At 71.2% G+C, this 22,573-nt stretch carries 24 protein-coding genes and 1 pseudogene; 16 read left to right on the forward strand and 9 right to left on the reverse strand.

The features are described 5' to 3' along the window. Nucleotides 1-5: 5 nt before the first annotated feature. Nucleotides 6-434, forward strand: coding sequence for an IS200/IS605 family transposase (gene tnpA / locus QC283_RS22180; protein ID WP_279563356.1), 429 nt, complete (start codon nucleotides 6-8; stop codon nucleotides 432-434). 131 nt (nucleotides 435-565) lie between these two features. Here tnpA and QC283_RS22185 read toward each other — a convergent pair. Continuing rightward, nucleotides 566-943, reverse strand: a pseudogene (locus QC283_RS22185) (GNAT family N-acetyltransferase); the annotation flags it as partial. After that, nucleotides 940-1,353, reverse strand: coding sequence for a RidA family protein (locus tag QC283_RS22190; RefSeq protein WP_279563357.1), 414 nt, complete (start codon nucleotides 1,351-1,353; stop codon nucleotides 940-942). The pseudogene QC283_RS22185 and the gene QC283_RS22190, both read right to left, overlap by 4 nt. 164 nt (nucleotides 1,354-1,517) lie before the next feature. On the opposite strand from QC283_RS22190, the gene QC283_RS22195 reads away from it, so the two are divergent. From QC283_RS22195 to QC283_RS22210, 4 genes are all read left to right on the forward strand, one after another. After that, a complete protein-coding gene (locus QC283_RS22195) occupies nucleotides 1,518-2,297 on the forward strand; it encodes a nucleotidyltransferase domain-containing protein (RefSeq protein ID WP_279563358.1) in 780 nt (259 codons plus the stop codon). Between the two features lie 191 nt (nucleotides 2,298-2,488). Beyond that, a complete protein-coding gene (locus QC283_RS22200) occupies nucleotides 2,489-3,913 on the forward strand; it encodes an amidohydrolase (RefSeq protein WP_279563359.1) in 1,425 nt (474 codons plus the stop codon). Between the two features lie 193 nt (nucleotides 3,914-4,106). Continuing rightward, on the forward strand, nucleotides 4,107-4,796 hold the full coding sequence (locus QC283_RS22205) for a DUF899 domain-containing protein (RefSeq protein ID WP_279563360.1): 690 nt from the start codon (nucleotides 4,107-4,109) through the stop codon (nucleotides 4,794-4,796). Nucleotides 4,797-4,951: 155 nt separating this feature from the next. Next, on the forward strand, nucleotides 4,952-5,134 hold the full coding sequence (locus tag QC283_RS22210; protein WP_279563361.1) for a hypothetical protein: 183 nt from the start codon (nucleotides 4,952-4,954) through the stop codon (nucleotides 5,132-5,134). A gap of 12 nt (nucleotides 5,135-5,146) precedes the next feature. Here QC283_RS22210 and QC283_RS22215 read toward each other — a convergent pair whose 3' ends face one another. Continuing rightward, a complete protein-coding gene (locus tag QC283_RS22215) occupies nucleotides 5,147-5,587 on the reverse strand; it encodes a hypothetical protein (RefSeq protein ID WP_383525609.1) in 441 nt (146 codons plus the stop codon). Continuing rightward, complete coding sequence (locus QC283_RS22220) at nucleotides 5,578-6,219, reverse strand: ATP-binding protein (RefSeq protein WP_279563363.1); 642 nt, start codon at nucleotides 6,217-6,219, stop codon at nucleotides 5,578-5,580. The genes QC283_RS22215 and QC283_RS22220 overlap by 10 nt, the downstream gene beginning before the upstream one ends. A gap of 226 nt (nucleotides 6,220-6,445) precedes the next feature. Between QC283_RS22220 and QC283_RS22225 the strand changes: the two genes are divergently transcribed. The 3 genes from QC283_RS22225 (at nucleotide 6,446) to QC283_RS22235 (ending at nucleotide 8,667) form a co-directional block, all read left to right on the forward strand. Next, complete coding sequence (locus QC283_RS22225; protein WP_279563364.1) at nucleotides 6,446-7,306, forward strand: helix-turn-helix domain-containing protein; 861 nt, start codon at nucleotides 6,446-6,448, stop codon at nucleotides 7,304-7,306. Next, nucleotides 7,307-7,597 (forward strand): DUF397 domain-containing protein, encoded by a 291-nt coding sequence (locus tag QC283_RS22230; protein ID WP_279563365.1) that lies wholly within the window; start codon nucleotides 7,307-7,309, stop codon nucleotides 7,595-7,597. A gap of 266 nt (nucleotides 7,598-7,863) precedes the next feature. Then, nucleotides 7,864-8,667: an SAM-dependent methyltransferase gene (locus tag QC283_RS22235; protein ID WP_279563366.1), complete on the forward strand. Its 804-nt coding sequence runs from the start codon at nucleotides 7,864-7,866 to the stop codon at nucleotides 8,665-8,667. Between the two features lie 25 nt (nucleotides 8,668-8,692). On the opposite strand, the gene QC283_RS22240 is transcribed toward QC283_RS22235, so the two are convergent. After that, nucleotides 8,693-9,172: an anthrone oxygenase family protein gene (locus QC283_RS22240; RefSeq protein WP_279563367.1), complete on the reverse strand. Its 480-nt coding sequence runs from the start codon at nucleotides 9,170-9,172 to the stop codon at nucleotides 8,693-8,695. Between the two features lie 163 nt (nucleotides 9,173-9,335). On the opposite strand from QC283_RS22240, the gene QC283_RS22245 reads away from it, so the two are divergent. Together QC283_RS22245 and QC283_RS22250 are read left to right on the forward strand one after the other, a co-directional pair. Continuing rightward, entirely contained in the window at nucleotides 9,336-9,968 is a 633-nt protein-coding gene (locus QC283_RS22245) for a uridine kinase (RefSeq protein ID WP_279563368.1), read from the forward strand. 257 nt (nucleotides 9,969-10,225) lie between these two features. Then, nucleotides 10,226-11,020: a class I SAM-dependent methyltransferase gene (locus QC283_RS22250; protein ID WP_279563369.1), complete on the forward strand. Its 795-nt coding sequence runs from the start codon at nucleotides 10,226-10,228 to the stop codon at nucleotides 11,018-11,020. 116 nt (nucleotides 11,021-11,136) lie between these two features. Here QC283_RS22250 and QC283_RS22255 read toward each other — a convergent pair whose 3' ends face one another. After that, nucleotides 11,137-12,054: a carbohydrate kinase family protein gene (locus tag QC283_RS22255; RefSeq protein WP_279563370.1), complete on the reverse strand. Its 918-nt coding sequence runs from the start codon at nucleotides 12,052-12,054 to the stop codon at nucleotides 11,137-11,139. Beyond that, nucleotides 12,051-12,959 (reverse strand): pseudouridine-5'-phosphate glycosidase, encoded by a 909-nt coding sequence (locus QC283_RS22260; RefSeq protein ID WP_279563371.1) that lies wholly within the window; start codon nucleotides 12,957-12,959, stop codon nucleotides 12,051-12,053. The genes QC283_RS22255 and QC283_RS22260 overlap by 4 nt, the downstream gene beginning before the upstream one ends. 121 nt (nucleotides 12,960-13,080) lie before the next feature. On the opposite strand from QC283_RS22260, the gene QC283_RS22265 reads away from it, so the two are divergent. Next, nucleotides 13,081-13,509 carry a VOC family protein gene (locus QC283_RS22265; RefSeq protein ID WP_279563372.1) on the forward strand — a complete coding sequence of 143 codons (429 nt, stop codon included), beginning with the start codon at nucleotides 13,081-13,083 and terminating at the stop codon, nucleotides 13,507-13,509. Between the two features lie 65 nt (nucleotides 13,510-13,574). On the opposite strand, the gene QC283_RS22270 is transcribed toward QC283_RS22265, so the two are convergent. Together QC283_RS22270 and QC283_RS22275 are read right to left on the reverse strand one after the other, a co-directional pair. Further along, nucleotides 13,575-14,129, reverse strand: a complete 555-nt coding sequence (locus QC283_RS22270) for a methylated-DNA--[protein]-cysteine S-methyltransferase (protein WP_279563373.1) — start codon at nucleotides 14,127-14,129, stop codon at nucleotides 13,575-13,577. Between the two features lie 33 nt (nucleotides 14,130-14,162). Next, nucleotides 14,163-15,068 (reverse strand): glycerophosphodiester phosphodiesterase, encoded by a 906-nt coding sequence (locus QC283_RS22275; RefSeq protein WP_279563374.1) that lies wholly within the window; start codon nucleotides 15,066-15,068, stop codon nucleotides 14,163-14,165. Nucleotides 15,069-15,358: 290 nt separating this feature from the next. Between QC283_RS22275 and QC283_RS22280 the strand changes: the two genes are divergently transcribed. The 5 genes from QC283_RS22280 to QC283_RS22300 all read left to right on the forward strand — a co-directional run bounded on the left by QC283_RS22280 (nucleotide 15,359) and on the right by QC283_RS22300 (nucleotide 22,529). Further along, nucleotides 15,359-16,237, forward strand: a complete 879-nt coding sequence (locus QC283_RS22280; RefSeq protein ID WP_279563375.1) for an MHYT domain-containing protein — start codon at nucleotides 15,359-15,361, stop codon at nucleotides 16,235-16,237. A gap of 40 nt (nucleotides 16,238-16,277) precedes the next feature. Beyond that, nucleotides 16,278-18,416, forward strand: coding sequence for an excinuclease ABC subunit UvrB (uvrB, locus tag QC283_RS22285; RefSeq protein WP_279563376.1), 2,139 nt, complete (start codon nucleotides 16,278-16,280; stop codon nucleotides 18,414-18,416). 142 nt (nucleotides 18,417-18,558) lie between these two features. After that, entirely contained in the window at nucleotides 18,559-19,137 is a 579-nt protein-coding gene (locus QC283_RS22290) for a TerD family protein (protein WP_279563377.1), read from the forward strand. Nucleotides 19,138-19,221: 84 nt separating this feature from the next. Then, on the forward strand, nucleotides 19,222-21,273 hold the full coding sequence (locus QC283_RS22295; RefSeq protein ID WP_279563378.1) for a TerD family protein: 2,052 nt from the start codon (nucleotides 19,222-19,224) through the stop codon (nucleotides 21,271-21,273). A 254-nt stretch (nucleotides 21,274-21,527) separates the two neighbouring features. After that, nucleotides 21,528-22,529 (forward strand): TerC/Alx family metal homeostasis membrane protein, encoded by a 1,002-nt coding sequence (locus tag QC283_RS22300; protein WP_279563379.1) that lies wholly within the window; start codon nucleotides 21,528-21,530, stop codon nucleotides 22,527-22,529. The last annotated feature ends 44 nt before the right edge of the window (nucleotides 22,530-22,573 follow it).

Genomic DNA, 22,573 nt, shown 5'->3' on the forward strand with positions numbered 1-22,573 from the left:
GGTTTATGTCACCACGCTGGGAACCGAATCCGGATGTCAGAACCGGTCGCCATGTTGTCCACCACTTGCACGTTCACTTGGTCTTTGTCACCAAGTACCGGCGGAACGCGTTCACCGACGCCATGCTGACCCGCACCGAAGAGATCATGCGGGAGGTCTGCACCGACTTCGAGGCCGAGCTGAAACAGTTCAACGGCGAACAGGACCACGTCCACCTGCTCGTGCATTACCCGCCCAAGGTGCAGCTCTCCAAGCTGGTCAACTCCCTCAAGGGCGTCAGCTCCCGCAGACTCCGCCAGGAATACGACAGCCACGTCCGCCGGTACCTGTGGGGCGGACACTTCTGGTCCGGCTCCTACTTCGCCGGATCATGCGGCGGAGCACCGCTCACCGTCGTCCGCCAGTACATCGAGAGCCAGCAGCGACCCATCTGACCGTCACCACAAAGGCGCAGAGAACTCCAGCGCTTCGCGCCTCCGCACCAAGGATGCGCCTCACCTCCGCCCTGAAGGACTCCGTTGGGCCAACGGAGTCCTGAAGGACGGAGCACTGCGCAAGATCAGAGGTAGAAGCGGTGCGCGGGCGCGTTGACCTGGAAGGTCCACAGCGAGAGCCCGCCCGGCCGGAGTTCCTTGGCCAGTGCGACGAACCGGTCCCCGATCCCGCGCCCGCGCCAGTCCGGGGCGAGGTACAACTGCGACAGTTCCCCCTCCGCCAGCACCATTACGCCGACGACGGCACGGTCGGTCGCCACCTCCGCCACCCAGGTCTCACGCAGGGGCACCAGCACGTGACGGAAGTAGCCCTGGACCTCGTCGTCGGTGCGGGGCCGGACCACGGTCGGCAGCGCGGCGGCGAAGGACCGCAGCCAGACACCCGCCGCCGCACCCGCGTCGGCGGCCACCGCCCGCCGTAGGACCACTCCGCCGCCCTCCCGGCTCACGGTCGTATCTCCTCCGGAACGACGGCCGTCGCCGTGATCTCCACCAGCTGTCCCGGATACCCGAGGCAGCTCACCCCGAGGAGCGTCGAGGAGTGCGGGCCGGTACTGAGCCCGGACGCCTCGACGACCTCCCAGACGGCGGACAGCGCGGAAGTCTCACCGCTCACCACGTACACGTCGGTCGAGAGCACGTGGCTCAGCTCGCTCCCGACGGCACGCAACTGCTCGGTGAGGTTGGCGATCACCTGCTCGGCCTGACGGACCGGATCGCCCTCACCGACCAGTGCCCCCTCGGCGTCGAGCGGAACGGACCCGGCGAGGAACGCCAGCCTCGTCCCGGCCTCGACGACGGAGGCATGGGAGTAGGTGGGCGGCGGGAACAGACCGGGCACGGTGACTCGCTGGATCACTAGGGCTCCTGAGACGGTGAACGACGATCTCCCCGATCGTCCGTTCGCCGGACCGCCTCCGCATCCGAATTTTCCCGTATCCGAATTCCCCTCGCGGTCCGCGACCGGCCTCCCTAGGCTTCCGGTGTCCGTCACGCAGCCCCCACCGCCAGGAGCCCGAAGCAGTGCCCACCCTTACGGACCAGGCCTTCCTCGACACGACCGCCGACCGGCTCGCCGGCCTCCCCACCGTCCGGGCGGTCACCCTCGGCGGCTCCCGGGCCCAGGGCACGCATGGGCCCGACAGCGACTGGGACCTGGCGGTCTACTACCGGGGCACCTTCGACCCGGACGACGTCCGTGCCCTCGGCTGGCCCGGCGAGGTCTCCGGGATCGGCGCATGGGGCGGCGGCGTCTTCAACGGGGGCGCCTGGCTGACGATCGACGACCGCCGGGTCGACCTGCACTACCGCGACCTCGACGTGGTGGAACACGAGGCGGCGCGGGCGGAGGCGGGACGCTTCGACGTCGAGCCGCTGATGTTCCATCTGGCGGGCATTCCGACGTATCTGGTCGTCGCGGAGCTGGCGATCAACGAGGTGCTGCGCGGCGAACTGCCCCGCCCCGCCTACCCGCAGGCCCTCCGCGCCACCGCCCCCGACCGCTGGTACGGAGCGGCCACCGCCACCCTCGCCTACGCCAGGGCCGGCCACGCGCCCAAGGGCGCCCTCACCCAGGTCGCCGGCGCGATCGCCCTCGCCACGACCCAGACGGCGCACGCGGTACTGGCGGCGCGCGGGGAGTGGGTCACCAACGAGAAGGGGATGGTCGAACGGGCCGGGCTGAGCGGGATCGACGCGCTGTTGACGGGCCTGACGCCGGAACCGGAAAGCCTGACACGGACGATCACGGAATGCGGGACGCTGCTCGGCCAAGCCGTCCGGACCGCCCGGCAGGCGGTGTAGGCGCTGTCAGTCCTGCGCGGCGTACGAGGCGCCGGCCTGGTGAACCGTCCCGCCCGACGCCACTGTGGCTCCCATGGCAGCACTTCCGCCCGACACGGCCGCGCTCATCGTCGCGGTGCCGAACTGGCCCTGCCGCGCTGACCGGCCCGGCATCAGCCCGTAGGCGCGGATCGGCACCGTACGTTGGCGGGATGACGCCTTCTTCGCACGAGAAGCCGGCCGACTCCCGCGAGCCCGCCGACGCCCATGAGAAGACCGCCGACGCCTGTGGGGAACCCGCCGATCTCGTCATCACCGGCTGCACCGTCCTGGTGCACGACGACCGGGCACGGATCGGCTTCCAGGAGGACGCGGCCGTCGTCGTACGGGACGGAGTCGTCGATGCGGTGACGAGCGCCGCCGCCGTGGACGGGCTCCCCGCCGCCGACCGCATCGACGCGCGCGGTCAGGTCGCCCTCCCCGGTCTGATCAACTGCCACACGCACGCGCCGATGGTCGCCCTGCGCGGACTCGCCGAGGACCTGCCCACCGAGGAGTGGTTCAACGACGTCGTCTGGCCCGTCGAGTCCAACCTCACCGCACGGGACGTGGAGCTGGGTGCCCGGCTCGCCTGCGCCGAGATGATCCGCGCGGGCGTGACGACGTTCGCGGACCACTACTTCGCCATGGACGCGGTCGCCGCCGTGGTCGCCGAGTGCGGGATGCGGGCGCTGCTGGGGCAGGCGTACTTCTCCTCGCAGGGTCCCCGAGGGCGGGAGGCGTCACTCGAGTTCGCGCTGCGCCACCGCGACACCGCCGGAGGCCGGGTCACGACCGCTCTCGCCCCGCACGCCCCCTACACCGTGACCGACGCCGACCTCGCCGCCACTGCCGTGCTCGCCCGGGACCACGGCCTGCCCGTGCACCTGCACGCAGCCGAGAACCGCGCCCAGACCGACGCCAGCCTCGCCCGGCACGGCGTCACCCCCGTGGAGGTCCTGGAGCGCACCGGCATCCTCGACACCGACGTGCTCATCGCGCACGGCACCGGCATCGTCGAGGCCGATCTGCCGCTCCTCGCGCGCGCGGGCGGCCGTACGGCCGTGGCGACCGCGCCCCGCGGCTATCTCAAGTTCGCCTGGCCCACCACCACGCCTGTGCGCGCCCTGCGCGACATCGGCGTCCCCGTGGGGATCGCCACGGACGGTGCCGCCTCCAACAACTCCCTGGACGTGTGGGAGTCGATGGCGCTCACGTCGCTGGTCCAGAAGTCCACCGAGGGCGACCCGCGGTGGCTGACCGCCCGCCAGGCGCTGCACCACGCCACCGTGCAGAGCGCGGACGCGGTCGGGCTCCGCGACACCGTCGGCCGTATCGCGCCGGGGTGGCGGGCCGACCTCGTCCTCGTCGACCTCACCGGCCCGCACACCCAGCCGGTGCACGACCTCGCCGCCACTCTCGTGCACAGCGCCCGGTCCGCCGACGTGCGCACGACGATCGTCGACGGGCGCGTCCTCATGCGGGACCGCGAGCTGCTGACCCTCGACGTTCCCGCGGTGGTGCGGGAACTGGGGGAGCGGCTGCCCGCCCTGACCGACCGCGGTCACGGCCGGCGCCTCCAGGAGTACGACACCTGAACCTCGTAGGAGACCTGAACCTCGTACCAGACTGAACGCCCAGGTCAGCGGCTTCCCGGCGTCCTCCCGAAAAGAATCTTGCCGGGCCGCGATGAGTTCCGCTCCGTCCGCCGGTCACCACCCCGACGGACCGATGGACCGATGGAGACGTCGCACGCAGCACGTCGCACGTCGCACAGGAGGAGCTGGACCCATGTCGTTGCCCGAGATCGTCACCCGCGCGGACTGGCGCGCGGCGCGCGAGGCACTGCTGGTCAAGGAGAAGGCCGCCACGCGCGCGCGGGACGCGCTCAACGCCGAGCGGCGCGGGTTGCCCATGGTGGAGGTCGGCAAGGAGTACGTGTTCGAGGGCGGCGACGGCAAGGCCACGCTGCTCGACCTCTTCGAGGGACGCGACCAGCTCGTCGTCTACCACTTCATGTTCGCGCCCGAGTGGGACGCCGGCTGCCGCAGCTGCTCGGCGTTCCTGGACCAGATCGGGCACCTCGCGCACCTGAGGGCCCGCGGTACGTCGTTCGCGACCGTCTCCCGGGCGCCGTACCCGAGGATCCTGCCGTTCAAGGCGCGGATGGGCTGGACGCTGCCCTGGTACTCGTCGTACGTCAGTGACTTCAACACCGACTTCGAGGTGACCCTCGAGCACGAGGGCGAGCTCGTCGAGCGGCCGGGCCTGAGCTGCTTCCTGCGGGACCGCGACCGGGTGTTCCACACCTACTCGACGTACGAGCGCGGCCTGGACGGAATCGGCTCGACCACCACCCTGCTCGATCTGACCGCCCTCGGCCGGCAGGAGCGGTGGGAGAAACCCGAGGGTCGCGCGTCGGCCCTCGGCGCGCCTGCGGGCAGCGAGAACATCCGTTACCACGACGAGTACGAGGGCTGACACGCACCGTAGCGAAAGGGTCCGAACGGCTGAGGTGCCGCTCACACTTTGCGGTGAACGAGTGTCAACTATGTCTCAGTACCATCACCGCGCGAGGTGTTCGCTCCATGGTTGGCGTTTAACTCTACGAGTACAGCGCTACATGGAGGTGCGGGGTGAACGGGCGAACGGTGCTCGAACGCTTTCCCGCCGGTGGACCGCGAGGATCCTGGCCGGCGGAGGAGTTCGCGAACGCGCGACGTCTGGAGGGTCTGCCCGCCGAGGTCGTCATGGACCTCGCCACGGACATGTTCCTGGTCATCGTCCGCGGCGACGCCGTCGGCGGTGCGGCCGCCTGAGCGCGGCGGTGGCTACGCGCTCACCGGCCGAGACCATGTGGGCGTCGTGTCCGTCAGCCGGCACAGCGCCAGGTAGAGCGGAATCGGCGGGGTGTACGGAACCGTGCCGTCCGGGCGGTGAATGAGGCCGGGGACGTCCGGGGCGTCGGGGACGACCGCGCCCGTGGCGTACCGCGCGGGCGCGGGCCACTCCAGGGCGTAGTCGGAGTCGGACGGGACGATCCACCACCAGTGCGCGTCGTCGGCGTAGACGCAGCCCACGCGCGGCAGCCGGGGCAGTACCAGGGGGCCGAAGCGGGCGGGCACCGCCACGGCGTCGCAGCCCAGCGGGGCCGTCATCCCGTCCGGTACGGGCAGCCGCCGGAGCGCCCCGGGGGCGCGCAGCCCGCGCTGGAGGCGGACGAGTGTGTCCAGGCCGAGCGGTCGTATGCCAAAAGCGGCCCTCATGGCCATTCGGTCCCCGTTCCGCGGCGCGCCTCAAGGTGGCGTCCCTCCGCCTCGCCGTCGTCCCCCGGCCCGCCGGCGGGGCCGGGTTTCGGGCGGGCGCCCCAGCCCAGGTCGTTGTGGGGCTCCGACGGATCGCGCGGCCCGTCGGCCTTGCGTGGCAGCTCGGCCCAGACCAGCAGTCCGGGGCCGTGCTCGTGGGCGCCCCAGGCGTCGCACAGGGCGTCGACGAGGAGCAGCCCTCTGCCGTGTTCGTCCTCGGGCTGCTGGTCGGCCGAGGGGTGGGGCTTGCCCGGGGCGCAGCCCTCGTCGCGTACGGCTATGCGGACCAGGCCGGCGCCGTCGTGCAGCTCGCACACTATGTGTCTGCTCGCGGTGTGCACGATCGCGTTGGTCACCAGCTCGGAGACCACCAGGGCCGCGGTGTCGCAGGTGTCCTCGCACACCGACCACCCGTTCAGCCGGGCGCGTGTCAGGCGTCTGGCCTGCGCGGGGGAACCCGGATGGGCGGCCAGCTCGAAGCGGAACCGGCGCTCGGCGGCGGCGGTCCCCGAAGGGCCGGCTCCCATGGCGGCACCGAGGCCCAGGGAGCCCGCGGTGGCGTCTGTTCCTAAGGGCGCGGACGGAATCACGCTTGCCACTATCGCCCCGCCGTGAACACTTGGCAAGTGTCACTCTGAAAAATGCAGAGTGCTGTGTGACGGTCTGGACGGCCGTGGCACACTGCTCGCAACAGCACGTCGAGCGGCGCCACTTCAGACCGCCGGGAGCCCGATCAGGTTCTCGAACAGGTCTTCGAATGGCGCCGCCGGGCTGTCCGCACAAAGACGCGTCAGGACTCTTTCGGGACTCTTCAGGAGGTGGGCGGTGAGCGAGCCGCGGTCCGCGCCGACGGTCGGCCAGGTCGTCCTCGGCCGGCGCCTGCTGGACCTGCGCGAACGCGCCGGTCTCAAGCGCGAGGAAGCCGCCCGCATCCTGCGCGTCGCCCCCGCCACGGTCCGCCGGATGGAGATGGCCGAGGTCGCCCTCAAGATCCCGTACCTCCAGCTCCTGCTGAAGGCCTACGGCATCGACGACGAGGAGGCCGACGCCTTCGTCCAGCTGGCGGAGGACGCCAACCAGCCCGGATGGTGGCAACGCTTCCACGACATCCTGCCGGGCTGGTTCTCCATGTACGTCAGCCTGGAGGGCGCGGCCTCCCTCATCCGCTCCTACGAGCCCCACTTCGTCCCCGGAGTGCTGCAGACGGAGGACTACGCGCGCGGGGTGCTGCGCTCGGGAGCCATCGGGCAGACCCGGCCCGACGACATCGAACGCCATGTCGACCTGCGCATGCAGCGCCAGGAACTGCTCACCCGCGAGGACGCGCCCAGGCTGTGGGTCGTGATGGACGAGACCGCTCTGCGCCGCCCCGTCGGCGGCCCGGAGGTGATGCGCGCCCAGATCGACAGGCTGCTCGAGGCCACGAAGCTGTCCAACGTGACGCTCCAGGTCGCCCCGTTCTCCAACGGGCCGCACCCGGGCACGTACGGGCCCTTCGTGCTGTTCCGATTCGCCATGCCGGAACTGCCGGACATGGTCTACAGCGAGTACCTGACCGGCGCCGTCTACCTCGACGCGCGCGCCGAGGTGGCGACCCACCTCGAGGTCATGGACCGCATGGCGGCGCAGGCCGCCACGGCACATCGCACGAAGGAGATCCTCCGGGATCTCCGCAAGGAGCTGTGAATGAATCGCATCAAACCCCAGCGCTCGCCGTACAACCGCGTCGAGCGGCTCCGCAGCGAGCGGATCTACAACGGCATGCCCGCCCGTGAGCTGGGCACCGAGGGCTGGCACAAGCCGTGGAGCGGCGGCAACGGGGGCAACTGCCTGGAGGCGATGAAGCTCGCCGACGGCCGGATCGCGGTACGGCAGTCCACCGATCCCGACGGGCCGGCGCTGATCTACACCTCCGCCGAGATAACGGCCTTCATCGAGGGAGCGAAGGCGGGAGAGGCGGACTTCCTGCTGTCCTGAAACGCGCGCTCTGTTGATGCTTGTTTTCTAAGCTGTTTGGCACTGAGTCGATCACCCACCGCGTCACCTCCAGCCATCACCCTTAGCCATCACCTGTAGCCCTCACCCGTAGCTGTCACCCGTAGCCATCGCCTGTAGCCCTCACCCGTAGCCGTCGTCCGAAGTCATCACCCCTCGCCGTCGCCGTTGTCCGCGGCCGTCACCCACCCGCGTCGTTCTTCGACGTCACCCTTCGCCAGGGAAAACCCAACACCTTGGAGCTCGTCATGACCGGGCAGCACCACGCCGAGATCGACACGAGTAGGCCGCATCCCGCGCGGATGTACGACTGGTATCTCGGTGGCAAGGACAACTACCCGGTCGACGAGGCGATGGGCCGGCAGATGCTCACCCTCGACCCGAGGGTGCCGGTGATGGCGCGGGTCAACCGCGCCTTCATGCACCGCGCCACCCGCTGGCTCGCGGGCCAGGGCATACGGCAGTTCCTGGACGTCGGTACCGGCATCCCGACCGAGCCCAACCTCCACCAGGTCGCCCAGGAGACCGCGCCCGACGTCCGCGTCGTCTACTGCGACAACGACCCCATCGTGCTGGCCCACGCGGCGGCCCTGCTGCGCGGCACGCCCGAGGGGGCCACCGAGTACCTCCAGGCCGACGTCAGGGACCCGGACGCCATCCTGGACGGCGCCAGGAAGATCCTGGACTTCGACCGGCCCGTCGCGCTGTCCCTGGTCGCGCTGCTGCACTTCGTCTCCGACGAGGACGGCGCGCACGACCTGGTCGGCCGGCTGCTGTCGGCGCTGCCCTCCGGCAGCCACCTGGTGATGACCCACGCGACGGCCGACTTCACGCCCGAGGAGTCGCGGGCGGCAACCGAGAAGCTCAGGGCCGCGGGTGTCACCCTGGCCCTGCGCTCACGCGAGGAGTTCGCCCGCTTCTTCACCGGCCTCGACCTGGTCGAGCCCGGCGTCGAGGTGCCCCACCTGTGGCACCCGGAACTGGGCGAGCCGGTCGCCGGGCAGGAGGACGGGGTCATCCCGGGGTACGGGGCGGTGGCCCGTAAACCGTGAGTCGTTGACGGAGCGCTCCGCACGCTCAGGCGAGGGCCAGCACGTACGCCACCGCCGCCGCGGCCGAGGCAGCCGTGCGGACGTGGTTCCACGCCGTCCACTCGCGCACGTACGAGGACCAGTGCGCGGCCGCCTCCGCGGTGCCGGGCTCCAGCCGGAGCAGCGCCGAGTTGCGCGGCACGTTGGCGGCCGCGGTCACCCCGAACGACCCGAACAGGAACAGCGCGCTGCCCAGCAGCAGCTCCACCGCGGCCCCCTCCGGCCACCGTACGAACGTCACCACGGCGATCACCGCGGTCAGCACCGACGTCCCGAGGAACACGGACATGAAGGCCGGCCGCACCGCGGCGGTGTTGACCGCGTTCATCGCGGCGACTCCCTGCGCGGGCGGCAGCGCCGCGAGCCCCCGCATGACGAAGGTCGAGAACGCGCAGAAGACGCCGGCCGTCAGTCCGGTCCCGAGCACCCCCAGCACCGTCAGCACGAAGTACGGTCCGTCGGTCATGTCGTGTCAGCTCCCACCCGTCGCTTCGATGCCCGCTCGGCACCGTCGGCCACCGATCACTCCAAGTCAACCTCCGCACGGGCACGGTGACCATGGCCGATCGGCGCGAGCGCATACGCGAGCGTCCAGGCGGGCGGGCCGGCGGCTGACGCATCATGGGCGGGTGCGACTGGAAGCGATCACCTGGGACCGGCTCGGCGACCTGCTCGCCGATCGCCTGCTCGACCTCGAGCCCGCCGACGGCGGTGCCTGGCCACGCGTCGCCTTCGACGGTGCCCCGGCCGCCCGCCCCGGTGACCTCGCGGACCGGGTCTCCGCCGCGCTGCGCGTCCGCGGCCGACCCTCCCTCGTCGTCGGAACGGAGGGCTTCCTGCGCCCCGCCTCCCTCCGCCTCGAACACGGGCACCAGGACGTCGAGTCCTACTACAACGGCTGGCACGACACCGGCGCCCTGTGGCGCGAGGTCTTCGACCCCCTCGGGCCCGGTGGCGACGGGCGTGTCCTGCCCGACCTGCGGGACCCGGCCACCGACCGCGCCACCCGCAGCGCCTACGTCCCCCTGCCGCCCGGTGGTGCGCTGCTGCTGCACGGCCCCTTCCTGCTGCACCACTGGTTCCCCCTCGACCTGAGCGTCCACCTCGTCCTCGGCCCCGGAGCACTGCGCCGCCGTACCCCCGAGGCCGAGCACTGGACCCTCCCCGCCTTCGACCGCTACGAGGAGGAGAGCGACCCCAGCGGCACCGCGGACGTCCTGGTGCGCGCCGACGATCCACGGCATCCCGCGTGGAACGGCTGACGCGCCCGGCGGACGGACCGCCCGCGCACCGGTGCCGCCGCGTGCGCAATCGGTCGGTCGCGACGCGGGCGACAGCTGTCACACGGCTGGCACGAGACCTGTCACCAGGCCTGCCACTAGGCCTGTCACGCGGCCTGTCACGCGTACGGCCGAGCCGTGGCCGTACCGTCGGCGCGGGCTCCCGGCCGGCTCCGCGGGGACCTCGCGCCGGAGCGTCGACCACTTCGGGCAAGCCGGACAACTGGGATGATCGGCGTATGACGCGAACCGACGGATACCTCCTCGACAACCGGCGGGCCGAGGCGGCGGAGCGCTTCGACGCCTTCGCCACCCTCTTCGACCCCACGACGTTCCGGTACCTCCAGGCGCTCGGCGTCGGCCCCGGCTGGCGTTGCTGGGAGGTCGGGGCCGGGGGCACCTCGGTGGTGTCCTGGCTGGCCAAGACGGTGGGGCGGACCGGCAGGGTGCTCGCGACCGACATCGACACCTCGCGGGTCGCTCCGGCCGGCCGGCACCCGGTCGAGGTGCGCGTGCACGACGTGGGCGCGGAGGAACCGCCGGGGGAGGGCTTCGACCTGGTGCACGCCCGGCTCGTGCTCGTCCACGTGCCGGACCGGGAAAGGGCGCTGCGGTCGATGGTCCGGGCCCTGCGACCGGGTGGGCGTCTCCTGGTCGAGGACGCCGATCCCGCGCTGCAGCCCCTGCTGTGCCCCGACGAGCACGGCCCCGAGCAGCAGCTGGCGAACCGGTTGCGGCACGGCTTCCGCCAGCTGCTGGCCCACCGTGGCGCCGATCTCTCCTACGGCCGGCGGCTCCCGCGTCTGCTCCGGGAGGCCGGGCTGCGCCGTGTGGAGGCCGACGCCTACTTCCCGGTCACCTCACCCGCGTGCGCCGCACTGGAGTCCGCGACGGTCCGTCAGGTCCGCGACCAGCTGGTCGGCGCCGGGGCGGCCACGCACGAGGACATCGACCGCCACCTGGCGAACGTCGCGTCCGGCGGCATGGACCTCGCGACGGCTCCGATGATCTCGGCGTGGGGGCGCAAGCCGTAGGGGCGAGGGCCCGGCGGGCCGCATCCCGCGTCGCGGAGGACCGCATGACCCACCATGGACTCCTGACGCCTCGTCGACCACGCGCCCCCGCGCCCACCTGCCCGGCCGGCCGACCGTCAGTCAGCCGCCCGTGGAGGTCTCCCGCCCACTCGTTCGACCGCCCTCGCTCCCGCCCGGCACCCCGCGACCGCCGCCTCCTCGGGCACCGCGCCCGCGAGCAGCGCGGCGAGGAACGCGCCGGTGAAGGCGTCACCGGCACCCGTACTGTCCCGCGGTGACGCCGGGGTGGCGGGGACACGCGCGCACACGGCGCCGGACCGGGCCACCAAGGCACCCTCCGCGCCCTGTTTGGCGACCACCAACGGGACGTGCCGGCTCAGCTTCGCCGCCGCGTCCGCGGGGTCGGGCAACCCGGTGAGCAGGCACGCCTCGTCACGGCTGGGCAGCAGGACGTCCACTCCCGCGACCAGGTCCAGGAAACGGCCGACGCCCAACGCGGTGAGGAAACCCGCCGACGCCGGGTCCAGACTGACCGGCACTCCACGCGCGCGTGCCGCCGCCAGGGCGACCGGCACCAGAGCGCGGCTCGGTTTTGAGAACAGGAGGTAGCCCGACAGGTGCAGCCGGGCCACGCCGTCCAGCAGCCTGTCCGACCAGTCCCCGGGCCCGATCCGGAGCGACGCCCCGCTGTCCGTCAGGAACGTCCGCTCGGCCGAGTCACCCGTGTCGACCAGACAGATCACCGTCCCCGTCGGCACCTCCGGGTCGACGACCAGGACGGGACGCACACCATGGGCGGCCAGCTCCCGCTCGTGCCAGGCCGCCGAGTCGGCGCCGACCCGCCCCAGCATCCGTACGTCTCCGCACCCTCCGTAGGCGGCCCAGCAGGCCACGTTGGCACCCGCCCCGCCGGGCAGCCGGCGGATCGAGGCGGCCGTGTCCGTGCCGACGGCCAGGGGTCCCCGGTGCCGGGCGACGACGTCCGTGACGACGTCCCCGACGACCAGCAGCGCGCCGCCCGGCTCCGCGGTCACACCCCGGTCCAGGCCGCCGCGACGCGCGCCGCCAGCCGCACGTTCCCGCGCACGGCCGCCAGGTTGGCGCTCAGCGAGGCACCGTCGGTGTGCCGCACCAGATAGTCGAGCAGGAACGGTGTGACCGCCTGGCCCGTGACCCGCTCCTCCTCGCACGCGTGCAGCGCGTCGGCGAGCACCCGCCCGTGCAGCGCGGGGTCGAGCTGCTCCTCCTCGGGGACGGGGTTGGCGACCACGAGTGCGGACCGCGGCCCATCGAGCGTGTCCTGCGCCCGCATGACCGCCGCCACCTGTTCCGGGGTGTCCAGCGTCCAGTCCACCGGATGGCCCGAGTCGGACAGGTAGAAGCCGGGGAAGCGGTCCGTACCGTAACCGGCCACCGCGACGCCCAGCGTCTCCAGTCGTTGCAGGGTCGCCGGCACGTCCAGGATGGACTTCACGCCCGCGCAGACCACCGTGATCCGGGTGCGTGCCAGCAGGGCCAGATCCGCCGACTCGTCCTGTGTCACCGTCCACTCGCGGTGCACACCACCGAGCCCGCCGGTCGCGAACACCCGTACGCCCGCCAGGGCCGCCAGCAGGGCGGTGGCCGACACGGTGGTCGCGCCGCTCGCGCCGGCGGCCACCGCGAGCGGCAGGTCGCGGTGGCCCAGCTTGCGGATGCCGTCCCCGTTCGCGACCCGCTCCAGCTGCTCCTTGTCCAGGCCGACATGGGGATGTCCGTCGAGCACGGCGACGGTCGCCGGTATGGCGCCCTCCTGCCGCACCGTCTCCTCCAGCTCCCGTGCCACCAGCAGATTGCGCGGGCGCGGCAGCCCGTGCGCGATGATCGTGGACTCCAGCGCCACCACGGGGTGACGCGCGTCGATCGCCGCCCGTACCTCTTCCGACACCATCAGCGTCACGCGCCTGCCTCCTGTCCGTCGGTCCTCCCTCATCTCTGGCGGGCGGGGGACCGGGCCAAACCCTCGCCGAGTCCCTGCCGGACTCTTGCGAAGCAGGAGGGAGGGCACGAGGCTGGCAGCCATGACGGACAACACGACACGTCTCGACCATGTCGTCCTCTGGGTGCGTGACCCGGTGGCCGCGGCCGGTTTCTACGAGAAGACCCTGGGGCTGGAGCCCCTGCGGCTCGACGAGTACGCCGCGGGGACCGTGAGCTTCCCCTCCGTACGCCTCAACGAAGAGACCATTTTCGACCTGGCACCGCACTCCCTGGCGGAACGCATGCGCATGCTCCCCGGCGCCGACGGCAGTGCGGGCCATCCCGTCAACCACGTCTGCGTGACACTGTCACGGCATGACTTCGAGGCACTGCGCACCCGCCTGGAGGAGCAGTCGGTGCCGGTCTCGGAACTCTCGTACGACTCCTACGGCGCCCGCGGCGCGGCCCGGCGCAGCTTCTACTTCGGCGACCCGGACGGCAACATCTTCGAGGCACGGCACTACGAGTAGCCCGGCCCGGCACCACGCGGCGGCCCGGCGCACCCGGCCGCCAGGCACACGCGTGCGGCGGCCCCTCAGAACAGCGGCTCGGGCAGCACGCCCTCCAGGGCGAGCAGCTGCCGCTTGGTGTCCAGGCCGCCCCCGAACCCGCCGATGCCGCCGTCGCTCTCCACGACCCGGTGGCACGGCACGACGACCGGCAGCGGGTTGGCCCCCATGGCCATGCCCACCGCCTGGGCGGCGCCCGGCCGGCCGACCCGGCCGGCGAGGTCGCCGTAGCCGACGACCGAGCCGTAGGGGACGCCCGATGCCAGCTCGCGCAGCACCTGCCGGTTGAAGCCCGCGATCAGCGACCAGTCCAGCGGCAGGTCGAAGTCACGCCGGCTGCCCGCGAAGTACGCCTCCACCTGCCGTATCGCCTCGGTCAGCAGCGGGGAGCCGGGCGCCTCGACGGGCTCCGTGCCCAGCCGGGCCGCGAGCCCTTCGAGTGCCTGGTCGCGCGCGGCGTCGGTGGCGTGGAACACGACGTTGACCAGACCCTCGCGGGTGGCGGCCAGCAGCAGCGGACCGATGCCGGTGCCGACGACGGTCCACACCACCCGCTGTTCATACTCCCCATGGCTGTCCATGCGCCCACGGTACGGCCGGGCACTGACAACGAGTCACCGGCCGGCGTGGTCCCCGTCCCGGTCCCCGTCCTCCTCCACGGCCTCCCGAACCACGTCGGGTTTGTTGGTGATGATGCCGTCGACGTCGTACCCGGCGGCCCGCCGGGCGGCCTCCGCGTCGTCGACCGTCCAGGTGAAGACCTCCAGCGGCCTGCCGTGCGGTCCCGTGAAGGCGTGGACCGAGGAGACGTAGCTCATGGAGAGGGAGCCGTAGGACGGATTGATCTGGTCGGTGAACTCGGCGTACTCGGGCAGATCCGACACGGGAGGCGTGCCGAGGAACCCGGTCCTGACGGCCGGCTCGAGCTCGTGGACGGTACGGACGCTGTCCGCGCTGAAGCTCTGCACGACCAGCCGGGCCGCCACATGCCGCCGGTCGAGCCAGCCCTCGTTGGCGAGGACCTTGAGGGTCTGCTGCTCGATGCCCGGGTACATCTGGGGGTTCTTCAGCTCCAGCAGCAGCTTCTGGTGGTTGTGCTCCACGCGGTCCACATACTGCTTCAGCGTCGGCACGCGCGCGCCCGCGTACTCGGAACCGAACCAGCTGCCCGCGTCCAGCCGCGCGACCTCCGCGGCGGTGAAGTCCTTCACCTTCCAGGGCGACCGGTCGGGGAAGACCTCCTCCACGTTCGTCGTACGCCGCAGGCTGTCGTCGTGGAGGACGACGAGTTCGCCGTCACTGGTGCGCTGGACGTCGTTCTCCACCCAGCGAATGCCCAGCTCGGCCGCCTTGTCGACGGCGGCCAGCGTGTTCTCCGGCGCATACCCGGAAGCGCCCCTGTGGGCGACGACCGAGGGCTCGTCGTCGCCGCTCTGGGCGGTCCGGGCGTGCGAGAGCGGAGCGAGCAGGGCCACTCCCAGAAGCGCGGTGGTCGTGACGGCAACTGCGCGCACGTGCATGCGTACTCCTCGCGTCGAGTGATCACGGACAGCACCACTGTGGCATCAGAGAGTCAACAAAAGAGGGGTGCGGAATGGCCACAGGCTTAATGGAGTTGCTCAACTCCGCTCACCGGGGCCGCACAAGTGGGGCAAACCCGTGATTATTTGCCGGAGAATCGTTCGACCATTCCGGTGGGAGTCATACTCTCTGCCTCGACCCTGACCGTTCACGCGGTTCTGGGAGGGGGTGCACACCAGCGAATTCCGGGACGTAACCGGGGCGTAAGGAAGCGGAAGGGCAGCCGCACATGCAAGGCACGGTCGAGGGATTCAACTACGGACTCGTCACACCGCTGGTGGCCTATCTCATGGCCTGCCTCGGCGGTGCCCTCGGGCTGCGCTGCACCACCAGGTCCATGCGGGTCACCCGGTCCTGGCGCCCAGGATGGCTCGCCCTCGGCTCGGCGGCGATCGGCTCCGGCATCTGGACCATGCACTTCATCGCGATGATGGGGTTCACGATCGAACACACGCCGGTCCGCTACGACTGGCTGATGACCTTCGCCAGCCTGGCCGTCGCCATCGTCATGGTGGGCATCGGGATCTTCATCGTCGGCTACCGGGGAGCGCGGGGCACGGCCCTGTTCACCGGCGGCACCATCACCGGCCTGGGCATCGCCTCGATGCACTACCTGGGCATGGCCGGGATGCGCCTGGACGGGCAGCTGACGTACAACACGTTCACCGTGGCCGTGTCCGTCGTCATAGCCATGGCGGCCGCCACCGCCGCGCTGTGGGCGGCCGGACAGGTCCGGGGTTTCCTGTGGAGCGTGGGCGCCAGTCTGGTCATGGGGCTGGCCGTCACCGGCATGCACTACACGGGCATGGCCGCCCTCGAGGTCCATCTCCACGGCACCACCGACCCCGCCACCGGAGGGTCCCCCGCCGAACTGCTCGCCCCCATGCTGATCGGCCCGCTCGCCTTCCTCCTCCTGGCCGGCGTCGTGGTCATGTTCGACCCGCTGATGGTCATGGGGCAGCCCGGCGGAACCCCCGTCGAGCGGAAGCCGGGCGTCCCCGCCCACACCGAGGCCTCGCGCACGGTCCGCCACCCGGTGCACCACCCCGGGCACCACACGCGCCGCCCGCTCGTCCACCGGCGTTCCCGCGCTCCGCAGAACCGCTGATCCGGGCCCGTTGTCAGTGCGGGGTCGTACGGTGGAACCCATGCGGCCCGTTTCCCAGATCGAACGCACGGTGGCGCCCTTCGAGGTCGTCAGCCCCTACCAGCCGAACGGCGACCAGCCGGCGGCCATCGCCGAGCTCGCCCGGCGTGTCGAAGCAGGCGAGAAGGACGTCGTCCTGCTCGGCGCGACCGGCACCGGCAAGTCCGCCACCACCGCGTGGATGATCGAGAAGCTCCAGCGCCCCACCCTCGTGATGGCGCCGAACAAGACACTGGCCGCCCAGCTGGCCAACGAGTTCCGCGAGCTGCTGCCGAACAACGCCGTCGAGTACTTCGTCTCGTACTACGACTACTACCAGCCCGAGGCGTACGTCCCGCAGTCGGACACTTACATCGAGAAGGACTCCTCGATCAACGAGGAGGTGGAGCGCCTGCGCCACTCGGCGACCAATTCACTGCTCACCCGCCGTGACGTCGTCGTGGTCGCCTCCGTCTCCTGCATCTACGGCCTCGGCACCCCGCAGGAGTACGTGGACCGCATGGTCCCGCTCCGGGTGGGCGAGGAGCACGACCGGGACGAGCTGCTGCGCCGCTTCGTGGACATCCAGTACACGCGCAACGACATGGCCTTCGCCCGCGGCACCTTCCGGGTGCGCGGCGACACCATCGAGATCTTCCCGGTCTACGAGGAGCTCGCGGTCCGCATCGAGATGTTCGGTGACGAGATCGAGGCCCTGTCGACGCTGCACCCGGTCACCGGCGAGATCATCAGCGACGACCAGCAGCTGTACGTCTTCCCGGCCTCCCACTACGTCGCGGGACCCGAGCGCCTGGAGCGTGCTGTCAACGACATCGAGAAGGAGCTGGCCGAGCGACTGACCGAGCTGGAGAAGCAGGGCAAGCTCCTGGAGGCTCAGCGACTGCGGATGCGCACGACGTACGACCTGGAGATGCTCCGGCAGATCGGCTCCTGCTCCGGCGTCGAGAACTACTCCATGCACTTCGACGGCCGCCTGCCCGGTTCCCCGCCGAACACCCTGCTGGACTACTTCCCGGACGACTTCCTCCTCGTCATCGACGAGTCGCACGTCACCGTGCCGCAGATCGGCGCCATGTACGAGGGCGACGCCTCCCGCAAGCGGACCCTCGTCGACCACGGCTTCCGGCTGCCCTCCGCGCTGGACAACCGCCCGCTGAAGTGGGAGGAGTTCCAGGGCCGCATCGGGCAGACCGTGTACCTGTCGGCGACCCCGGGAGCCTACGAGCTCTCCCGCTCGGACGGCGCCGTGGAGCAGATCATCCGTCCCACCGGCCTCGTCGACCCGGAGGTCGTCGTCAAGCCCACCGAGGGCCAGATCGACGACCTGGTGCACGAGATCCGCAAGCGGACCGAGAAGGACGAGCGCGTCCTGGTCACCACGCTCACCAAGAAGATGGCCGAGGATCTCACCGACTACTTCCTGGAGCTCGGCATCCAGGTCCGCTACCTGCACAGCGACGTCGACACCCTGCGCCGCGTCGAACTCCTGCGTGAGCTGCGGGCCGGTGAGTACGACGTCCTGGTCGGCATCAACCTGCTGAGGGAGGGTCTCGACCTGCCGGAGGTCTCCCTGGTGGCGATCCTGGACGCCGACAAGGAGGGCTTCCTGCGCTCCGGCACCTCCCTGATCCAGACCATCGGCCGGGCGGCGCGCAATGTCTCCGGCCAGGTCCACATGTACGCCGACAAGATCACACCGGCGATGGAGAAGGCCATCGACGAGACCAACCGCCGCCGCGAGAAGCAGGTCGCGTTCAACAAGGCGAAGGGCATCGATCCGCAGCCGCTCCGCAAGAAGATCAACGACATCGTGGCGCAGATCGCCCGTGAGGACGTCGACACCGAGCGGCTGCTCGGCTCGGGCTACCGCCAGTCGCCGGACGGCAAGGGCGCCAAGGCTCCGGTGCCCGCCCTCGGCGGCCGGGCGGCGGCCGGGACGAAGGCGGCCAAGGGCAGGGCGAAGGAGACGGCGGTGACCGACCGCCCCGCGGCGGAGCTCGCCGAACAGATCGAGGATCTCACCACCCGTATGCGGGCGGCCGCCGCGGACCTCCAGTTCGAGATCGCGGCCCGGCTGCGTGACGAGGTCTCCGAGATGAAGAAGGAACTGCGCCAGATGAAGGAGGCCGGCCTGGCCTGACGGCCCGCCCGGGCACGCGCTGTGTTGCAAGACCGACACAAAGTGCGGACCGGGGTGGGGCGCTGTCAGTGCCCCTGCGTAGGGTTCTGCTCAACCGCGGTGACCGCGGTAACAGGGGACAGTCCGAAGAGGGGATCAGCGCGTGACCGTCAACATGACCAAGGGTCAGGCCATCAGTCTGCAGAAGAACGACGGCGGCAGCCTGACGTCGGTGCGCATGGGCCTCGGCTGGCAGGCGGCTCCCCGGCGCGGCCTGTTCGGCTCACGCACCCGCGAGGTCGACCTGGACGCCTCCGCCGTCCTGTTCGCGGACAAGCAGCCGGTCGACGTCGTCTTCTTCCGCCACCTGGTGAGCGACGACGGCTCGGTGCGCCACACCGGTGACAACCTCGTCGGCGGTGTCGGTCAGGGCGGCGACGACGAGGCGATCCTCGTCGACCTGCAGCGCGTCCCGGTCCACATCGACCAGATCGTCTTCACCGTGAACTCCTTCACGGGCCAGACCTTCCAGGAGGTGCAGAACGCCTTCTGCCGCCTGGTCGACGAGACCAACGGCGAGGAGCTGGCCCGCTACACGCTGGCCGGCGGTGGCGCCTACACGGCCCAGATCATGGCGAAGGTGCACCGGGCGGGCCCGGGCTGGTCGATGACCGCCATCGGTTCCCCCGCCAACGGCCGCACCTTCCAGGACCTGATGCCGGCGATCCTGCCGGTCCTGTAGCCGACCGGCGCCGACCGGCCGGTCCCGTGAGCAGGACGGACGGGCGCCGCACGACACATCACGAGTGACACAGGGGGAAAGGCGATGACGGCCGAGCTGACGCGGGGACAGAACCACCCGCTTCCCCGGGCCCGTCTCGAGATCCGGGTCTCGGCCGGCACGCCGATCGTGGCCGGAGCCACACTCGGCGACGAGAACGGCGAGGTCCACGGCGTCGAATGGGTGGCCCACCCGGGCACGCCCACCCTGCCGGGGCTGGAGGTCTCCCGGCAGGCAGCCGCCGAGCACCGCCTCGCGGTGGACCTGGAAGCCGTGCCGGACGCCGTGCACCGCGTCAGTGTGCTGATCGCCCTGCCCGTCGGCGGGGCGGGCCCGGCCCGTTTCGGGGCTGTCCCCGCCCCCTTCGTCGCGGTCACCGGCCTCGACGGCAGCGAGGTCGCCAGCTACACCATCACCGGCCTGGAGGCCGAGTCCGCCGTCGTCGCTCTCGAGCTCTACCGGCGCCAGGGCGACTGGAAGGTGCGCGCCGTCGGCCAGGGCTACGCGGGCGGCCTCGCCGAGCTCCTCACCGACCAGAATCTCCCCCAGGCCCACCAGCTCGCCGGGAGCATCCAGGAGGCGGTGGCCGGCGGCCTGGCGCGATCCGTGCCGGCACCCCCGGCTCCCGGGGCCCGCACGGCCGACGGCAACCGCTCCCGGCAGGCCGCCGCCCCGGCACACGGTCCGGACCACGGCGCCACCGCAGCCCAGGGCGCCCCCGGCCCCGTACCCCCGGCGTCCCCGTACGATCCGCAGGGTGGCTCCGGCCCGCGCACGCCCGGAGCCCCGGGGCAGCAGGGTCCGCAGCAGCCGTACCCGGGCGGGCCGGAAGGCTCCGGCACCGCCGGGCAGCCGGCCGCGCCCGGCGGCAGCGGCCCGATCGACTACAGCCATCCGCGCCGGCAGAACGCCGCTCCGCCCCCACCCCCGCCGACCGCGCCCCCGGCCGCACCCGGGCAGCCCGCCCGGCCGGTCGCCGGCGATGCCACCGGCTGGTCCATGGAGGAGCGGCTCTACAACCAGGTGTGGGGCATGTTCGAGGACCTGGCGCGCACCACGGCCGCCTACCGGAGCGCCGTCGACTTCGCCGACTCGCGCATGGAGAAGGAACTCGACCAGGCCCTGTCCGACCCGCGCGGCCGGATCGGCGGCCAGGGCGACGCCGCCCGGGAGGCGGCGCGCGCCCGGCACGCCCAGCTCGTCTCCCAGGCCCAGGAGGTCCTGGACCGGGACGTCGCTCAGCTCGCCGCCGAGGCGGAGGTGGTCGAGCCCGCCCTGCCGGCGGCCTACGCCCGCTGGGACAACCCCGTCTGGCACGCCTACCGCGTGCCCATGGAGATCCCCATGGCCCTGCGGCTGGGCGATCTCCATCTGCCCGAGTCGCCCCGCATCAGCATCCCGCTGCTGGCCCGGCTGCCGCTGGAGCGCGGCCTGTGGATCGACAGCGGGCGTTCCACCTCGCTCGACGGTTCGTTCACCGACTCCCACGAGGTGCGGCGGCTGGGCCTGGAGACCGCGGTCGCGCACGCGGCCAGGCTGCTCGCCGTCTATCCGGCGGGCGAGTTCACCGTGCATGTCATCGATCCGGCCGGATCGGGCACGCGGGGACTGGCACCACTGGTGCACAGCGGTGTGCTCGCGGCTCCGCCCGCGCTGGGGGCCGCCGGGACGGCGGACGTACTCGCCCGCCTCACCCAGCGCGTCGACCTGGTGCAGATGGCGTTGCGCGGAGGCGCTCCCGACGCGCTCCCGCCCGGCCTCGACACGTCCCAGCAGCTCCTGATCGTCAACGACTTCCCGCACGGCTTCGACGACCGGGCGGTGAACCAGCTGCGCTACCTCGCCGACGAGGGGCCGGCCGTGGGCGTCCACCTGATGATGGTCGCCGACCGTGAGGAGTCCGCCGGGTACGGACCGCTGCTCGACCCCCTGTGGCGCTCGCTGCTCCGGCTGACGCCGGTGGCCGACGACCACCTCGCCGACCCGTGGGTCGGGCATGCCTGGACGTACGAGCCCCCGCTCGTGCCGCCCGGCAGCCAGGTGCTCCGGCAGGTGCTCGACCAGGTCGCCGCAGCCCGCCGCTCACGGGAGCTGTGACCACACCCGAGCTGGGCTTTTGAGCTTAATTTGCGAATCTCTTTACCATCCCTTGGGGAATGGGGTACTGTCGTCCGTACGGAGGGGAGTACTCCCTGTCTGTGCGGCGTACCCGTCAATACGGATCAGGCCAGATCCCGGGGCGTCGGCCCGTGGAATCCGAACGCGTCATGCGTCCCGGACCCGGGTGGAAGAGACCTCCGGCAGCGACGACGCTGACATTTGCCGTGTGACGTACTGCCGGAGGCGTAGTAGTGGAAGTTTCTGTGACCCTGTGGGTCCTGACCGTCGTGGGCCTCGCCGCCCTGATCGGCGCCGATTTCTTCATCGGCCGCAAGCCGCACGACGTATCGATCAAGGAAGCCGGGATCTGGACGGCCGTCTGGATCGCCCTGGCGGGCCTCTTCGGAATAGGCCTGTTCGTCTTCGGTGGCGGCCAGGCCGGCGGCGAGTTCTTCGCGGGCTACATCACCGAGAAGTCCCTGAGCGTGGACAACCTCTTCGTCTTCATCCTGATCATGGCGAAGTTCGCGGTGCCCACGCAGTACCAGCAGCGAGTACTCCTCGTGGGTGTCCTCGTGGCCCTGGTCCTCAGGACCATCTTCATCGCGGCGGGCGCCGCGATCATCGCCAACTTCTCCTGGGTCTTCTACATCTTCGGGGCCTTCCTCATCTACACCGCCTGGAAGCTCATCCAGGAGGCGCGGGCCGACGAGGACGACGAGGAGTTCGAGGAGAACAAGCTGCTCAAGGCGGCCGAGCGCCGCTTCGGCGTCGCCGACCGGTACCACGGCACCAAGCTGTGGATCGAGGAGAACGGCAAGCGCGTCATGACCCCGATGCTGGTCGTGATGCTCGCGATCGGCACCACCGACGTGCTCTTCGCACTCGACTCCATCCCGGCGATCTTCGGCCTGACCCAGGACCCGTACATCGTGTTCACGGCCAACGCGTTCGCCCTGATGGGTCTGCGACAGCTGTACTTCCTCCTCGGCGGTCTGCTGAAGAAGCTGGTGCACCTCTCCTATGGCCTGTCGGTCATCCTGGGCTTCATCGGCATCAAGCTGGTGCTGCACGCCCTGCACGAGTCCGGTGTCCACGTTCCCGAGATCAGCATCCCGGTCTCGCTCGGTGTGATCTGCGGCGTCCTGATCGTCACCACGATCACCAGCCTCCGCGCCTCCAAGAAGCAGGCCGAGGCGGAAGCGGCGGCCACCAAGGACGACGACGCTCCGAAGGACAGCATCGAGGCCTGACCACGTACGGCCCTTGGGGTCGAACGAGACAGACCACCGGGAGC

Source organism: Streptomyces sp. DH41 (genome assembly GCF_029813785.1).
In the GTDB taxonomy this organism is placed as follows: domain Bacteria; phylum Actinomycetota; class Actinomycetes; order Streptomycetales; family Streptomycetaceae; genus Streptomyces.

Excerpts from the sequence above, each read along its gene's own strand:
- tnpA (WP_279563356.1), top strand. The coding sequence starts at position 6 with ATGTCACCACGCTGGGAACCGAATCCGGATGTCAGAACCGGTCGCCAT.
- QC283_RS22200 (WP_279563359.1), top strand. The coding sequence starts at position 2,489 with ATGACGCCTTCTTCGCACGAGAAGCCGGCCGACTCCCGCGAGCCCGCC.
- QC283_RS22205 (WP_279563360.1), top strand. The coding sequence starts at position 4,107 with ATGTCGTTGCCCGAGATCGTCACCCGCGCGGACTGGCGCGCGGCGCGC.
- QC283_RS22215 (WP_383525609.1), bottom strand. The coding sequence starts at position 5,587 with ATGGCCATGAGGGCCGCTTTTGGCATACGACCGCTCGGCCTGGACACA.
- QC283_RS22230 (WP_279563365.1), top strand. The coding sequence starts at position 7,307 with ATGAATCGCATCAAACCCCAGCGCTCGCCGTACAACCGCGTCGAGCGG.
- QC283_RS22235 (WP_279563366.1), top strand. The coding sequence starts at position 7,864 with ATGACCGGGCAGCACCACGCCGAGATCGACACGAGTAGGCCGCATCCC.
- QC283_RS22240 (WP_279563367.1), bottom strand. The coding sequence starts at position 9,172 with ATGACCGACGGACCGTACTTCGTGCTGACGGTGCTGGGGGTGCTCGGG.
- QC283_RS22250 (WP_279563369.1), top strand. The coding sequence starts at position 10,226 with ATGACGCGAACCGACGGATACCTCCTCGACAACCGGCGGGCCGAGGCG.
- QC283_RS22265 (WP_279563372.1), top strand. The coding sequence starts at position 13,081 with ATGACGGACAACACGACACGTCTCGACCATGTCGTCCTCTGGGTGCGT.
- QC283_RS22270 (WP_279563373.1), bottom strand. The coding sequence starts at position 14,129 with ATGGACAGCCATGGGGAGTATGAACAGCGGGTGGTGTGGACCGTCGTC.
- QC283_RS22275 (WP_279563374.1), bottom strand. The coding sequence starts at position 15,068 with ATGCACGTGCGCGCAGTTGCCGTCACGACCACCGCGCTTCTGGGAGTG.
- QC283_RS22280 (WP_279563375.1), top strand. The coding sequence starts at position 15,359 with ATGCAAGGCACGGTCGAGGGATTCAACTACGGACTCGTCACACCGCTG.
- uvrB (WP_279563376.1), top strand. The coding sequence starts at position 16,278 with ATGCGGCCCGTTTCCCAGATCGAACGCACGGTGGCGCCCTTCGAGGTC.
- QC283_RS22295 (WP_279563378.1), top strand. The coding sequence starts at position 19,222 with ATGACGGCCGAGCTGACGCGGGGACAGAACCACCCGCTTCCCCGGGCC.